At 67.8% G+C, this 14,742-nt stretch carries 14 protein-coding genes; 6 read left to right on the forward strand and 8 right to left on the reverse strand.

Annotated features, from left to right (window positions below):
• From rsfS to ACZK3J_RS16485, 6 genes are all read right to left on the reverse strand, one after another.
• Positions 1-411, reverse strand: coding sequence for a ribosome silencing factor (gene rsfS / locus ACZK3J_RS16460; RefSeq protein WP_005418109.1), 411 nt, complete (start codon positions 409-411; stop codon positions 1-3).
• Positions 412-469: 58 nt separating this feature from the next.
• Positions 470-1,135 carry a nicotinate-nucleotide adenylyltransferase gene (gene nadD, locus ACZK3J_RS16465; RefSeq protein WP_049463217.1) on the reverse strand — a complete coding sequence of 222 codons (666 nt, stop codon included), beginning with the start codon at positions 1,133-1,135 and terminating at the stop codon, positions 470-472.
• 3 nt (positions 1,136-1,138) lie between these two features.
• Positions 1,139-2,176: a DNA polymerase III subunit delta gene (gene holA, locus ACZK3J_RS16470; RefSeq protein ID WP_032128985.1), complete on the reverse strand. Its 1,038-nt coding sequence runs from the start codon at positions 2,174-2,176 to the stop codon at positions 1,139-1,141.
• A 9-nt stretch (positions 2,177-2,185) separates the two neighbouring features.
• On the reverse strand, positions 2,186-2,770 hold the full coding sequence (locus ACZK3J_RS16475) for an LPS-assembly lipoprotein LptE (protein WP_032128984.1): 585 nt from the start codon (positions 2,768-2,770) through the stop codon (positions 2,186-2,188).
• 136 nt (positions 2,771-2,906) lie between these two features.
• Complete coding sequence (gene leuS, locus ACZK3J_RS16480; RefSeq protein ID WP_032128983.1) at positions 2,907-5,549, reverse strand: leucine--tRNA ligase; 2,643 nt, start codon at positions 5,547-5,549, stop codon at positions 2,907-2,909.
• A 105-nt stretch (positions 5,550-5,654) separates the two neighbouring features.
• Entirely contained in the window at positions 5,655-6,257 is a 603-nt protein-coding gene (locus ACZK3J_RS16485) for a DUF998 domain-containing protein (protein WP_049463216.1), read from the reverse strand.
• A 125-nt stretch (positions 6,258-6,382) separates the two neighbouring features.
• Here ACZK3J_RS16485 and trxA point away from each other — a divergent pair, with 125 nt between their 5' ends.
• The 3 genes from trxA to ACZK3J_RS16500 all read left to right on the forward strand — a co-directional run bounded on the left by trxA (position 6,383) and on the right by ACZK3J_RS16500 (position 10,667).
• Positions 6,383-7,240 (forward strand): thioredoxin, encoded by an 858-nt coding sequence (trxA, locus tag ACZK3J_RS16490; RefSeq protein WP_049463215.1) that lies wholly within the window; start codon positions 6,383-6,385, stop codon positions 7,238-7,240.
• A 107-nt stretch (positions 7,241-7,347) separates the two neighbouring features.
• Positions 7,348-9,048: a FecR family protein gene (locus ACZK3J_RS16495; protein ID WP_049463214.1), complete on the forward strand. Its 1,701-nt coding sequence runs from the start codon at positions 7,348-7,350 to the stop codon at positions 9,046-9,048.
• Positions 9,045-10,667, forward strand: coding sequence for a CHASE2 domain-containing protein (locus tag ACZK3J_RS16500; RefSeq protein ID WP_100437647.1), 1,623 nt, complete (start codon positions 9,045-9,047; stop codon positions 10,665-10,667). Before ACZK3J_RS16495 ends, ACZK3J_RS16500 begins: the two co-directional genes overlap by 4 nt.
• A 52-nt stretch (positions 10,668-10,719) precedes the next feature.
• On the opposite strand, the gene ACZK3J_RS16505 is transcribed toward ACZK3J_RS16500, so the two are convergent.
• Positions 10,720-11,208, reverse strand: coding sequence for an REP-associated tyrosine transposase (locus tag ACZK3J_RS16505; RefSeq protein ID WP_343124719.1), 489 nt, complete (start codon positions 11,206-11,208; stop codon positions 10,720-10,722).
• A gap of 187 nt (positions 11,209-11,395) precedes the next feature.
• Here ACZK3J_RS16505 and ACZK3J_RS16510 point away from each other — a divergent pair, with 187 nt between their 5' ends.
• Positions 11,396-11,848 carry a DUF4442 domain-containing protein gene (locus ACZK3J_RS16510; protein ID WP_032128978.1) on the forward strand — a complete coding sequence of 151 codons (453 nt, stop codon included), beginning with the start codon at positions 11,396-11,398 and terminating at the stop codon, positions 11,846-11,848.
• 7 nt (positions 11,849-11,855) lie between these two features.
• Here the strand turns inward: ACZK3J_RS16510 and ACZK3J_RS16515 are convergent, their stop codons facing one another.
• Positions 11,856-13,172 carry a hypothetical protein gene (locus tag ACZK3J_RS16515; protein WP_049463211.1) on the reverse strand — a complete coding sequence of 439 codons (1,317 nt, stop codon included), beginning with the start codon at positions 13,170-13,172 and terminating at the stop codon, positions 11,856-11,858.
• A 76-nt stretch (positions 13,173-13,248) separates the two neighbouring features.
• Between ACZK3J_RS16515 and ACZK3J_RS16520 the strand changes: the two genes are divergently transcribed.
• Both ACZK3J_RS16520 and ACZK3J_RS16525 read left to right on the forward strand, forming a co-directional pair.
• Positions 13,249-13,944 carry a DUF502 domain-containing protein gene (locus ACZK3J_RS16520; protein WP_049463210.1) on the forward strand — a complete coding sequence of 232 codons (696 nt, stop codon included), beginning with the start codon at positions 13,249-13,251 and terminating at the stop codon, positions 13,942-13,944.
• Complete coding sequence (locus ACZK3J_RS16525) at positions 13,941-14,726, forward strand: queuosine precursor transporter (protein ID WP_049398695.1); 786 nt, start codon at positions 13,941-13,943, stop codon at positions 14,724-14,726. Before ACZK3J_RS16520 ends, ACZK3J_RS16525 begins: the two co-directional genes overlap by 4 nt.
• The last annotated feature ends 16 nt before the right edge of the window (positions 14,727-14,742 follow it).

Below are 14,742 nucleotides of genomic sequence, written 5' to 3' on the forward strand. Positions count from 1 at the left end.
TCAGGCCACTTCGTCGTCGCTGGACGGCGGCTGGTCGCCGACGGTCCACAGGCGCTCGAGAGCGTAGAACTCACGCACGCGCGGCAGCATCACATGGACGATCACGTCGCCCAGATCGACCAGCACCCACTCGGCTTCGCGCTCGCCTTCCACGCCCAGCGGCATCACGTCGATGTTCTTGGCGAAGCGCACGACTTCGTCGGCAATCGACTTGACGTGGCGGGTCGAGGTGCCCGAAACGACGATCATGTAGTCGGCAACGCTGGACCGGCCGCGCACGTCGATCTCGACCAGGTCCTTGGCCTTCAGGTCTTCGGTGGCTTGGCGGACGCTGGCCAGCAGTTCCGGCACGGACGGCGGCGGGCTGGGCAGATCGACCTTGATGGTCTGGGGCTGGGTCTGGTTGCTCAAAGTGGATCGACTCGATAAACGTGGGGGCGATTATACGGGGATGGCGCCGCTGCGCCATTCACGGCCTGGCCGGGCGGTACAGCCCGTGTGCAGCCACATAGTCCGCCACGCTGGGTGGCAGCAGGGCGCGCCAGGGGCCGCCGGCGGCGATCTGCGAGCGCACGGCGCTGGCCGATTCCTCGCGCAGCGGGTGGTGCAGGCGCAGGATGCGCCCGGCCGGGCTGGCGAACAGGGCCTGCTCGGTGTCGGCCCAACGCCCTTCCAGCGCCCGGCCCAGCTCGCCATCCACCGCGGCCTGCAACGGACTACCCGGGCGCTCCGCCACCACGAAATGAGCCAGCCCGAACAACGCCTCCCATTCGTGCCAGCGGGACAGGCCAAGCAGGCTGTCGGCGCCGACCAGCCAGGCCAGCGGCCGGCTCGGCCCCAGCTCGCCGCGCAGCTCGCGCAGGGTGTCCACGGTGTAGGACGGCCGACCGGGGAAACGCACCGCGCGATCCAGCTCGCGCCGGTCCAGCAGCAGGCCCGGTTCGTCGCCGATGGCCAGCGACAGCATGGTGCAGCGCTGCTCGGCCGTGGCGCCGGGCACGGCACGGTGCGGCGGATCGGCCGCCGGCAGCATGCGCACGGCAACCTGCAGTTCGTCACGGGCAGCCCGCGCGATCGCCAGGTGCCCGAGGTGCACCGGATCAAAGGTGCCCCCGTAGTAGATCCGCAGGCTCATTGCTCAGGCCCGCGCCAGCAGGCGCACGGCACGCGGTTCGGCCACAGCCACCAGCAGGCGCTCCAGCGCCAGCCAGGCGTCGCCGTCGGCGCGCCCCTTGGCGATACGGTCGACCAGTCCCGCTTCAGCCACGAAGCGCTCCCAGCGCTTGCTTTCCGGATGCCGCTGCAGCGCGCGCTTGTACGGCGCCTGCCGCGATTCCCAGATGCCGCGCGATTTCATTTCGGCGGCCAGGTTGCCACCACGGGCCTGCACCCGGGCCAGGCCAGCACCGGCCAGCAGCTCGCGGATCACCATCGGCATCAACGCAGCCACCGCCTCACCCTCGCCTCGCAGGCCGGCCAGCATGCGCAGCACCGCCGGCGGTTGCCCGGAGAATGTCGCCTCCACCAGCCGGAACACGTCATAGCGGGCGGCGTCGGCCACCAGCGACTCCATGCGCTCCACATCCAGCGGCTGGCCATCGGCCAACAGCGCCAGCTTGTCGATTTCCTGGGCGGCAGCCAGCAGGTTGCCTTCCACCCGCTCGGCCAGGCGCTGCACGGCGGCCGGGTCCGCGCGCAGGCCCTTGCCACGCAGGCGGCGCTCGATCCAGTCCGGCAGTTCGTGCGGCTTGATCGCCCACGCCACCGACAGCACGCCGATGCGGTTGACCGCTTCGGCCCACTTGCCCTGGTGCGCCTTGCTCCATTCGTTGGCGGTGATCATCAACACCACGTCCGGCGCCGGATTGGCGCAGAACTGGCTGATCACCTCGGCACCGTCCTTGCCCGGCTTGCCGCTGGGCAGGCGCACCTCGACCAGGCGACGGGCGCTGAACAGGCTGGGGGCATTGAAACTGGCGTCGAGCTGGTTCCAGTCAAAATCACGCCCATCGGCGTCGAACACTTCACGTTCGCCAATGCCCGAGGCGCGTGCACGCGCGCGGATGGCGTCGGCCGCCTCCAGCACGCGCAGCGTTTCCGGGCCGGCAATCAGGTAGACCGGCGCCAGCGCGGTATCAGCGCCCTGGCTGGCCAGCTGCTCCGGACGCAGTTCCATGCGCGCGGCTCAGTGCTTGGCTGCGGGGACCGGCTCGGCCGGTACCGCGCCTTCGATCGGCTTGTCCTTCGGCGCCGACAGGCTGCCGCCCTTCTCGATCTCGGCACGCACCACGCTGTCGATGCGGCGGATGATCGAGGCGGACATTTCCCGGCGCAGTTCATTGGCCAGGATTTCACGTTCGGTGGTGGTACCGGTGGCGTCGGTCGGCGGCGACACGTAGTCGCGCGACAGCTCGATCACCTGCTGCGGCACCAGTTCGCTGCCGTCTTCGCGACGGAAGATGAAGATCACCGCGTAGCGCAGGCTGTATTCCTGCGCACGGCCCTGCGAGTCGATGGCGATCGGCAGGTCGCCCCAGCGCTCGGACAGTACCTGCAGCTGGGCGCTGGGCTCCTTGCTGTCCTCATCGGCCAGCCTGGCGCCGGAGGCCAGCAGGCTGCGGTTGAGCAGCTTGACCAGTTCGCTGTACGGCGCAGTGGAAACCACCTTCACCGGTGCCGTGTCGGTCGGCAGCATCAGCTTGTTGCGCAGATGGAAACCGCAGCCGGCAAGGCCGAGGACAAGAACGAGGGCAAGCAGGATTCGGGTCATGGAGACAGTCTGGCGGAGCCGGGCGATCACGGCAACACACAGCGTGCCCGAAGCCGCGTGAATGCAGGGCCATCAAACGCCGGGCCCTGCACCGGAATGGTACCGGCCACCACGCGGGTGGCCGGTACGGGGTACATCAGGCGGCGACGATGTTCACGATCTTGCCCGGCACGATGATGATCTTGCGCACCGTCAGTCCTTCCATGAACTTGGCCGCGTTGGGCTCGGCCAGGGCCAGTGCCTCGACCTGCTCGCGCGCGGCGTCGGCCGCCACGTCGATGGTGCCACGCAGCTTGCCGTTGACCTGCACGGCCAGGGTCAGCGCGTCGCGCACCAGCGCACCGGCATCGGCCTGCGGGAACGGCTGGTCTTCCAGCAGGGTCTCGCCATGGCCCAGCACCTGCCACAGGGCATGGCTGGCGTGCGGGGTGATCGGGTTGAGCAGCAGCACGATGGCCTGCAGCGCTTCCTGGCGCACCGCGCGCCCCTGCGCACTGCCGTCCTCGAACTTGGCCAGCGCGTTCATCAGTTCCATCACCGCGGCAATGGCGGTGTTGAAGCTGTGGCGGCGGCCATAGTCGTCACCGACCTTGCCGATGGTCTCGTGGGTCTTGCGGCGCAGTGCCTTCTGGTTGGCATCCAGTGCTGCAACATCCAGCGCCGGAGCGGCGCCATCGGCGGCATGCTTCTGCACCTGGGCCCACAGGCGGCGCAGGAAGCGGGCCATGCCATCCACACCGGCTTCGTTCCACTCCAGCGACTGTTCCGGCGGCGCGGCGAACATCGAGAACAGGCGCACGGTGTCGGCGCCGTACTTGTCGACCATCGCCTGCGGGTCCACGCCGTTGTTCTTCGACTTGGACATCTTCTCGGTGCCACCGACCACCACCGGCTGGCCGTCGGCGATCAGGGTCGCGCCGGTAATGCGGCCGCGCTCGTCGCGCTGCACTTCCACATCGGCCGGGTTGATCCAGTCCTTCGAGCCATCCGGGTTCGGGCGGTAGTAGGTCTCGGCAATCACCATGCCCTGGCACAGCAGATTGCGCGCCGGTTCGTTGCTGTCCACCATCCGCGCGTCGCGCAGCAGCTTGTGGTAGAAGCGGAAATACATCAGGTGCAGGATCGCGTGCTCGATGCCACCGATGTACTGGTCCACCGGCAGCCAGTAGTTGCCGCGCTTGTCGACGGCATCACGGGCACCCGGCGAGGTGTAGCGGGCGTAGTACCAGCTCGACTCCATGAAGGTGTCGAAGGTGTCGGTCTCGCGCTCGGCCGCGCCGCCGCAGTCCGGGCAGGTGGTCTTGCGCCATTCCGGATCGGTCTTGATCGGCGAACCGGTACCCGAGAATGCCACGTCCTCCGGCAGCACCACCGGCAGCTGTTCTTCCGGCACCGGCACCGCACCGCACTTGGCGCAGTAGATCACCGGAATCGGGCAGCCCCAGTAGCGCTGGCGGCTCACGCCCCAGTCGCGCAGGCGGTAGTTGACGCGGCGCTGGCCCTGCGCCTTGCGCTCGAATCGTTCGGCCAGGGCTTCGAAGGCACCCTGGAAATCCAGGCCATCGAACTCGGCCGAGTTGACCAGCTCGAAGGCACGGCTCTTGTCGCTGTACCAGTCCTGCCAGCGGCTGCCATCCCAGGTGCGCTCTTCTTCGGTGCGCGCATCCTTCAGTGCGATCACCTGCTTGATCGGCAGGCCGTACTTGTTGGCCACTTCGTTGTCGCGCTGGTCATGACCCGGCACAGCCATCACCGCACCGGTGCCGTAGCCCATCAGCACGAAGTTGGCGACCCACACCGGCACCGGCTCGCCGGTGACCGGATGCAGCGCACGCAGGCCGGTGTCCATGCCGCGCTTTTCCTGGGTTTCCAGTTCCGCCTCGGACACGCCACCCTGCTTCAGGTCGGCCAGCATCGCGGCCAGTTCCGGGTTGTTCTTCGCCGCATGCAGCGCCAGCGGATGTTCGGCAGCGATCGACACGAAGGTCACGCCCATCACGGTATCCGGACGGGTGGTGAACACGCGCAGCGGATCCAGTACGCCGCCGTCAACGTCACGTACGTCGAACTGGATTTCCAGGCCCTCGGAGCGGCCGATCCAGTTGCGCTGCATGGTCTTGACCGAATCCGGCCAGCCGTCCAGCTCGTCCAGGCCGTCCAGCAGTTCCTGGGCGTAATCGGTGATACGCAGGAACCACTGCGGAATCTCGCGCTTCTCGACCAGGGCGCCGGAGCGCCAGCCGCGGCCGTCAATCACCTGCTCGTTGGCCAGCACGGTCTGGTCGACCGGGTCCCAGTTCACCACCGCATTGCGGCGGTAGGCCAGGCCCTTGCGCATCAGGCGGGTGAACATGCGCTGCTCGTGGACGTAGTAGTCCGGGCGGCAGGTGGCGAACTCGCGCGACCAGTCAACGGCATAGCCCATGGCCTTGAACTGGCCACGCATGTGCTCGATGTTCTTGTAGGTCCAGGCCGCCGGTGCGGTCTTGTTCTTGATCGCGGCGTTTTCCGCCGGCAGGCCGAACGCGTCCCAGCCCATCGGCTGCAGCACGTTGTGGCCGGTCATGCGCTTGTAGCGGCTGATCACGTCGCCGATCGTGTAATTGCGCACGTGGCCCATGTGCAGCGCACCGGACGGGTACGGAAGCATCGACAGGCAGTAGTACTTCGGCTTGTCCGAAGTCTCGTCGACTTCGAAGGCACGGGTGGCGTCCCAGTACTGCTGGGCGGCGGATTCAACCTGCTGCGGGTCGTAGGCGTTGGTTTCAGCGCTGGTCATGGAACACGCGGATGCGGCGGCAAAGCGGTACAGCGTACCGCAGTGCGGCAAACGTCTCCAATCCCGCCCGCTGAAGGCCGGCTCCGCGAGCGCCCGAGGCCGGTCTCAGCGCGGCCGCGACAACGGCAGGGCCAGGGCCAGCCAGGCCGTCCAGCAGGCGAACGCAAGCCGTTGTGCCAGCGGCGCCGCCAACACGCCCTGCAGGGCAAACGCCGCCAGCGCGGCCAGTACGCCACAGGCGAGCGCCACTGCGCCCAGCGCGCGGCCATGCGCCTGGCGCAACTGCGACGTGCCCAGCAACAGGGTCCCAGCAACGAAACCCAGCACCCAGATCATCCAGGCGCTGGCATGCAGCTGGCTGGCCGGCCCGTGCAGGTCATCCACATCCAGCGGCAGCAGCCCCATCGCGGCGAACGCCAACCCGGCCAGCAGCAGCATCTGGCTGCCCACCCGGGGCGCCCAGCCGGCGGTTGCCGGCAGCCCACGGCGCAGGCACTCGGCCACAACCACCGCCAGCAGGCCCGGCAGCACGAAGCCCAGCAGATTGAAGGCCAGCGCATGCGGCACCCCCTGTGCTCCCAGCAGCGCCACCGGGTGGCGAGCCTGTGCGTAGCCTTCCAGGCCGGCGCCGAAACCGAGCACCGCCAGCACGAACAGCAGTGCGGCGACCAGACCGGACAGGCGCAGCAACGGGGACAGGGACGACATGCAGGCTCCGGAAAGGACGGCGACAGGAAGGCGGCATTGTCAGGCATTTACTACAACCCGGGTTGAGACCGGCATCGATCGTCACCATAGAATCAGTCTCCAGACGCCAAACGATGCTTTCCCCCATGACCGAGACGACCTACGTATTCGACGCCACCACTGCGACCTTCGAGGCCGAAGTCCTGCAGAAGTCGCTGCAGACGCCGGTGCTGGTCGACTTCTGGGCCACCTGGTGCGGGCCGTGCAAGACCCTCGGGCCGATGCTGGAAAAGCTGGCTGCCGAGTACAACGGCGCCTTCGAACTGGCCAAGGTCGACGTCGACAAGGAACAGCAGATCGCCGCCGCCTTCCAGATCCGCTCGGTGCCGACCGTGTTCCTGGTCAAGGGCGGCCAGCTGGTGGACGGCTTCCCGGGGGCCATCCCGGAAGGCCAGCTGCGTGAATTCCTGGCCCAGCACGGCATCGTGCCGGCCGACATCGGCGACGCCGTCGCCGAAGACGAAGCGCCGCTGGACCCGCAGGCGCAGGTGGACGTGCTGCGCGCGCAGATCGCCGCCGAGCCGGACAAGGACGAGCTGAAGCTCGACCTGGCGCTGGCCCTGCTGCAGATCGGTGGCGTGGATGAAGCCGGTCTGCTGATCGATGGCCTGCCCGCCAACCTGGCCACCGACGACCGTGCCGTGCGTGCACGCGCCCGGCTGGCCTTCGCCTCGGCCCTGAAGGACGCCCCGGCCGCCGAAGTGCTGGACGCGCGCATCGCCGCCGATGGCAAGGACCTCAAGGCACGCCACCTGCGTGGCGTACAGCTGCTGCTCGGTGGCCACGACGAAGCCGCGCTGGCCCAGTTCCTGGAAATGCTGCGGATCGACCGCACGTTCGAGGACGGACTGCCGCGCAAGGCCCTGATCGACGCCTTCAATGTGATCTCCGACGAGGACCTGGTCGGCCAGTACCGCCGCCGGATGGCCTCCCTGCTGTTCTGAACGGGAACCCACTTCGTTCAGAATCCCTGCACTGAACGCGGGCAATAATGCGCGGGATGGCGGCCGTACGGTCGCCACGATCCGTTCGGGGGGATGAGGTCGGGGCCATGGGGTCTTGCAGCTGCGCCCCCGCATTGCCGGGATTGCAAACTGTGACCTTCGTCCGCTCGCTGTCGTTCGCCATGCGCTTCCAGGGCGCGCTGCTCTGCGCTCTTCTCTTCCTGCCGGCCATGGCCGCCGCCCAGGACTGGAACTACCGGGTCCGTCCCGGCGATACCCTGTGGGATCTGGGAGGCCTGTACCTCAAGCCCTCGGTGCGCTGGCAGCAGCTGCAACAGCACAACCGCATCGACAACCCCTACCAGCTGCCGCCGGGGCAGCTGCTGCGCTTCCCGATCAGCTGGCTGCGCATCGAACCGGCACCTGCCCGCGTGCTGTCGGTGCGCGGCAAGGTCGAACTGTCAGGCGCCGATGGCAGTGCCTCGCGCGCGATACTCGCCGGGGAACAACTTCGCATCGGTGACACCGTGCAGACCGAAGGCGACTCCAGCGTCACGCTTGAATTCGCTGACGCCTCGCGCCTGCAGCTGCGCGAGTACTCCCGGCTGCGCCTGGACCAGCTCAGCCGCTACGGCCACACCGGCATGGTCGATACCCGCCTGCGCCTGCAGCAGGGCCGCGCCAGCAATCGGGTGACACCTGCCCGTGGCCCGGCCTCGCGCTACATCATCGATGCACCTACGGCGACCAGCAGCGTGCGCGGCACCGTCTTCCGGGTCAGCGCCGGTGACACCGGCCAGGTGGCTGCCACCGAAGTACTACAGGGCAAGGTGCAGGTCGGCAACACCCACGGCAAGCGCCTGGTCCAGCCTGGACAGGCCAGCCGCAGCAGCAGCGCCGATGCCGCACCGGACGCTGTCTCCGCCCTTCTTCCAGCGCCGCAGCTGCGTAGCGACGAGGTGCGCCTGGCGCCCCTGCCGACCCTGCTTGCCTGGGACCCCGTCGACGGCGCCGCGCGCTACCGCGTGGAAGTTGTACAGGCAGCGACGCCGGAAATCCTGCTGTTTGCCGCCACCACCGCCGACACCCGGCTGGCGATCGGTGACCTGCCCCCCGGCCAGCTGCGCATCCTGTTGCGCGCGGAGGATGCACAGGGCGTGGAAGGCCTCGACGCCAGCGCCGATTTCGAACTCAGCGACCAGCCCCCGCCGCCGCTCACCGTGGCCCCCCTGCATGGGCAGACCGTCAACAGTGACCGCCCGCGCTTCCGTTGGAGCCAGGCGCCGGGCGCGCGCAGCAGCGTGCTGCAGATCGCCACCGAGCCGAGCTTCGTGCAGCCACTACAGGAACAGAGCACCCCAGGTACCGACCTGCGCCTGGCGCAGCCGCTGCCGCCCGGCAAGTACTTCTGGCGGGTGGCGTCGCGCGACGGCAACGGCCATCAGGGCCGCTACGGCCAGGCCCTGCCCCTGCAACTGAGCAATGAACCGGTCGACCCTGCCCTGCAGCCGCCTGAGGCCGCGCATGGCGAACTGACCCTGCGTTGGCAGGCCGGCAGCGAAGGCCAGCAGTACCGGGTGCAGGTGGACCGTCGTGGCGACTTCAGGGCGCCCCTGGTCGACCAGACCGTGAGCGAGCCGCAGGTCAGCTTCAAGCGGCCGTGGAGCGGCACCCTGCATGTGCGTGTGCAGTACATCGACGACGATGGTCATGCGGGTGAGTACTCACCGGCCCAGCAGATCAAGCTGCCCTGCCGCCTGTGCTACGGCGCCGGTGGTGGTGCCCTGCTGCTGTTGCTGTTGTTATGAGGCGCTCGCCGCTGCCGTGGCCGAAGCGGATCCTGCTGGCACTGCTGGCCGGGGTGCTGACGGTGATCGCCAGCCAGGGCCAGTGGCTGTGGCGACAGGACGAAGCGGCCTACGACGCCATGGTCGGCAACTGGGACTACCGCCCCGACCCCAGCGTGCTGATCGTGGCCATCGACGAGGGCAGCCTGCAGCGCATCGGCCAATGGCCCTGGCCCCGCTCGATCCATGCCCGCCTGCTCGACCGGCTGACCGATGCCGGTGCCGAGCGCGTCGCACTGGACCTGATGCTGTCCGAACCTGATCGTCGCGACAGCCGCCAGGACGATGAACTGGCCGCCGCGATACGCCGCAACGGCCGGGTGGTGCTGCCGGTACTCGCGGCACCGGCCGCCGGCGACCGCATGGCCGAGGAAATGCTGCCGATTCCGCAGATCGCGGCCAGTGCCGCAGCGATCGGCCACACCGATGTGGAAGTGGATGGCGATGGTGTCGCGCGCGGCGTGTACCTGCGTGCCGGCATCGGCCAGGCCCACTGGCCAGCACTGGGCCTGGCGCTGGCCGACCTGCCCGCGGGCGCGGTGCACGGCCTGCCCGACCCCGACCCGGAGATCGGTTCGCCCTATCAATGGCGGCGCAACGACTACGTGCGGGTGCGTTATGCCGGACCGCCCGAACGCCTGCCGCAGGTGTCCTATGCCGATGTGCTGGATGGTCACGTGGACATGGCGATGCTGCACGGCCGCCGCATCGTGGTGGGCATGACCGCCAGCGGCATCGCACCGCGGCTGCTGACCCCGACCACCCGCGAGTTCTGGATGAGCGGCAGTGAGTACCAGGCCAACATCGCTTCGATGCTGCTGCAGCACAAGCAGATCGACCTGCTGCCCCGCCTCTGGCAGCACGCCATCAGTGGCGTACTGGTGGCACTGTGCGTGATCCTGCTCGGCCTGCGCCTGCCATGGCTCGCGGCGCTGTGCTCGCTGCCGCTTCCACCGCTGCTGAGCTGGTTGCTGTTGCGCGCCGGTGACCTGTGGTGGGCTCCGGCCAGCGCCATGCTGGGCATCCTGCTGGTGCTGCTGGCCTGGGCGACCTGGCGCGTCTCGGCCTGGCACCGCCTGGCCAACCGCGATGCGCTGACCGGTCTCGGCAATCGCCTGCGTTTCGAGCAGTCGCTGCAACAGGAATGCGATGCCGCGCGACGCAGTGGCAAGTCCTTGAGCCTCGCACTGATCGACGTTGACCATTTCAAGCGCCACAACGACCGCCACGGCCATCAGGTCGGCGACCGCGTGCTGCGCGATGTTGCACGCCTGATCGGTGCGCATGCGCGACGCCCTCGCGACATGGCCGCGCGCTACGGTGGCGACGAGTTCGCACTGGTGCTGCCCGATACCCCGACCGAGGGCGCGCGCCAGGTCATCGAGGACCTGATCGCCTGCGTGCGTGCACTGCCGGCGCCCGGTGACGGCAGCGAAGCAGGCGTCACTCTCACCATCGGCGTGTTCACCCGCGTACCCGACGGCACGCTGCAACCACACCATTTCGTCGAAGGCGCCGACACCGCGTTGTACCAGGCCAAGGCCAACGGCCGCGACGGGTATGTCATCGACGGCGCATGAAGCAGGACATGCAAACCACCTGTAGAGTCGAGCTTGCTCGACTGCCTCCGCCTCATTCCAGCGGCCAGCGACACCACGCAAGCGGATAGTCTCCCAGCCGCGATGTCAGGCCCGCGCGCACGGGGTTGGCCAGTACATACAGTGACTGTTGCCGAACATCCTCCTCATTCCGGATCAGATGATCGTAGTAGCCCCGCTGCCACACCGGCAGTTCTTCATCGGAGTGCGCATTGACTGCAATGGCCACTCTGGACTTCAGTGACTGCATGCATCGCCCCAGGGTTCCTTGACGCAGCTGCATGACCCAGTGCAGATGATCGGGCATTACCACCCAGGCAAATGATCGCGTGAGTCCACTGCGGTCACTGTCACGAAGACCGTCCATCAGGGTCGCCGCGTGTCGCGTATCTGCAAAGATGCGTCGACGACCCGCAGTGACAGTGGTGACTACGTAGAAGCATCCGATTGCGGAAAATCGACCGCGCAACAAGGCAGGGCTGGGCATGTAAACAGCATGGACCGGGGACCGAGCCGTACCCATCGGGAAAACCCTGAAATAGCTATCGGATGGCGTCGAGCGTATTCGCTGCTGCCCCTGAAAGCAGTCGAGCAAGCTCGACTCTACAATTCGCCGGACCACGCCCGAATTGTGCGGACGCTCGCCCGGGGTGCAACATACGCATGCGAATGGTTAGACTGGGCGCCTCGCCCTGCGCCCCCGGACCCGCATGAACGCCCGCCTGTTCCGCTTCGGTATCAATCTCTGGCCGCCGTTCCTGTTCACCGGCATCCACGTCACCCGGGTCTCGCCGGACTACCGGCAGATCGACGTCGAACTGCGCATGCGGCCCTGGAACCGCAACTACGTCGGCACGCATTTCGGCGGCAGCCTGTTTGCGATGACCGATCCGTTCTGGATGCTTGGCCTGCTGCACATCCTCGGCCGCGACTACTACGTGTGGGACCGTGCCGGTGCCATCGATTTCCTCAAGCCCGGCAGAGGCACCGTACGTACGTCGTTCCGCATCGATGACGCACTGCTGGACGAACTGCGCGCCGAAGCCGCCGCTGGTGACAAAGTGCTGAGATGGTTCAGCAATGATGTCGTCGATGAAAGCGGCGAGGTGGTCGCCCAGGTGCGCAAGCAGGTCTACCTGCGGTTGAAGCCACACGCACGCTGAGCGCGCATCAGTCGCGTCCCGCAGCAGTCGAAGCCGATTCCTTCTGCAACGGCACCGACAGCCACGGGTTCTCTTCAGCGCTGCGCGCTGGAGAGCGACGCGGCACCTGCAGGTGGCGGCCGTCGGCCGACAGCTGCGGCGCCCGCACCGGCGAGCGGAACTGCACCGGCAGCCGCTGCAGTGCGTCCACCGGATCATCCGTCTGCTGCCGCAGCCAACGCTGCGCCCCCAGCAGCCGCACCATCGCCGCGGCATCCTGTGGCCGTGACGAATAGGCAGGATAGATCGGCGCGGCGATATCGGTCAGCACGCAGCCCATGACGTTCGACAGGCAGCCGAAGTCATGCTGCGGTGGCGCCGGCACTGGCAACGGGCGATCCGCTTCCAGCGCCGATGTGGCTACCGCGCCACAGGCCCAGCCAAGATTGCCGGCCACGCGGGCCAGGGTGCTGCTGCGATCCAGCACCAGCACGCCGCCGAACTCCCGCGCCGATGTCTCGATCGCCGCCCGGCTCATCGCGTACTCACCCTGCATGGCACGGCACAGGCTCTGTTCCTCGGCCCGCAGCGGCTGCATGGCCTGTTCGCACTCCGCCGGCAAGGGGTGGTCGGCCGGCAGTTCGACCAGCATGTCGGCCAGCAGCTGGGCATTGGCCTGCACCAGGCTGGCACCGATGATGCTCTCGACCAGATAGCTGCTGCCGGGCAACAGCCGCCGGCCCAGTTGCAAGCCACGGCAGGCACCTCGCAGGGCACCGTCGATATCGCCCTGCACGTACGCCAGCGCGCGTGCACTGGTGGCGTCCATCACCACGCCATAGGTCGGCAATGGAACCAGAATGCCCTCGCCCTTCGGCGGGAACGGCGACATGAAGTAGTCCGCTTCGGCCAGCTGATCCAGCCGCGCATGCAACTGCTGGTGGCCGGCGTGGGCCTCCACGAAGCGTTGCGGGTCCGCGCGGACCTGGGCGAGGCAGCCGCTAGCGGCCGGCCCGCAACTGGCACCGGGACGCGAACGCAGCTCGGCATGGTTGGCCACCAGGTGTGTCTGGCCGCCGCTGCTGCCCCGCAGGTCGGCCTCCCAACGGCGCACGTCCTCGGCCAATGCCTGCTCGCGCTGGCGGGCATCCAGATCGTCGAACGGCAGCGTCCACAACAGGGCATAACCGTTGTGGCCAGTCGCCGGCAGGCGTGCTTCCAGTCGCTGCTGCGCCTGCAGCCGCGATTCGGGCACCGGCCACATGCGCGAGGCGCACCACACCACGATGGCCAGCACCAGCAGGCCTGCCAGGGTCCAGCCCAGTCCGCGCAGAATCTTCAACACAGCTTCCCTTCCATGTGCCGTTGCCGCAGTCGATTCCCCAGCGTAATCGACCGGCAGTGACCGCTACAATGCGCGCATGTCGCTCGAAGCCCCCGCCCTGGTCCCCCGCCCCTCCCTGCAGCGCCTGTTCCTGACCGGCCTGCTCACCCTGCTGCCGATCTGGCTGACCTGGGTCGTGGTCAAGTTCGTGTTCGTGCTGCTGTCGGGCATTTCCAGCCCCTTGGTGGTACCGCTGTCCGAGCAGATCGCGACAAGCTTTCCGCACTACCTCGGCTGGGTCCGCGCCGAATGGATCCAGGACACCATCGCCCTGCTGGCCACCCTGCTGGTGATCCTGGCGGTGGGCGTGGCCAGCCGCCGCGTGCTCGGCCAGCGCCTGCTGCGCTGGGTGGGCGCGGTCATCAAGCGCATTCCGCTGGCCAGCATCATCTACGACAGCGCCAAGAAGCTGCTGGACATGCTGCAGACCGAGCCGGGCAGCACCCAGCGCGTGGTGCTGATCGACTTCCCGCACCGCGACATGAAATCGGTCGGCCTGGTCACCCGCGTGATCAAGGAACACGGCACCGACCGTGAGCTGGCCGCGGTGTATGTGCCAACCACGCCGAACCCGACCTCGGGCTACCTGGAAATCGTGCCGGTGGAACTGCTGACGCCGACCGACTGGACCGTCGACCAGGCCATGAGCTTCATCATTTCCGGCGGTGCCGTGGCGCCGTCCAGCGTGCCGTTCACCCGTGCCGGCGATCGCACCGGCGAACGCACAGAATGACCCCGGCGCCGATCGAGCGCCCGCTGCAGGACCGCGCGGTCCTGCTGTTCATCGTGCTGGCCGCGTTCTTCTGCGGCAATGCGGTGCTGGCCGAGCTGATCGGGGTGAAGATCTTCGCGCTGGAAGACACCCTGGGCATCGCTCCGCTGAACTGGAACCTGTTCGGCCAGACCGGCTCGCTCAGCTTCACCGCCGGCACCCTGTTGTGGCCGGTGGTGTTCATCATGACCGACACCATCAACGAGTTCTTCGGCAAGCGCGGCGTGCGCTTCATCTCGTGGCTGGCGGTGGTGCTGATCGGCTACGGCTTCCTGTTCGCCTTCGCGGCCATTTCGCTGGCGCCGGCCAGTTGGTGGGTCACGTCGATGGATGGCCACGGCGTGCCCGACTACCAGGCGGCATTCGCAGCGGTGTTCGGCCAGGGCATGTGGACCATCGCCGGCTCGCTGGTGGCCTTCCTGCTCGGCCAGCTGATCGACGTGGCGGTGTTCCATCGCATCCGCCAGGCCACCGGAGAACGCCACGTGTGGCTGCGCGCGACCGGATCGACGGCGGTCTCGCAGGTAGTCGACAGCTTCGTGGTGATCTGGATCGCCTTCGTGCTCGGACCGCAGCACTGGCCGACCTCGCTGTTCCTGGCCGTCAGCAGCGTCAACTACATCTACAAGATGGGCTTTGCGATCGCCCTGATTCCGTTGCTGTACCTGATGCGGCGTGCCATCACCCGCTATCTGGGTGCCGAGCGAGCCGCATCGTTGCGCGCCGCCGCTGCGGCTGACTGAAGCCCCAGCAACAAAA

It is taken from the genome of Stenotrophomonas sp. 86428_Sma (assembly GCF_056481585.1).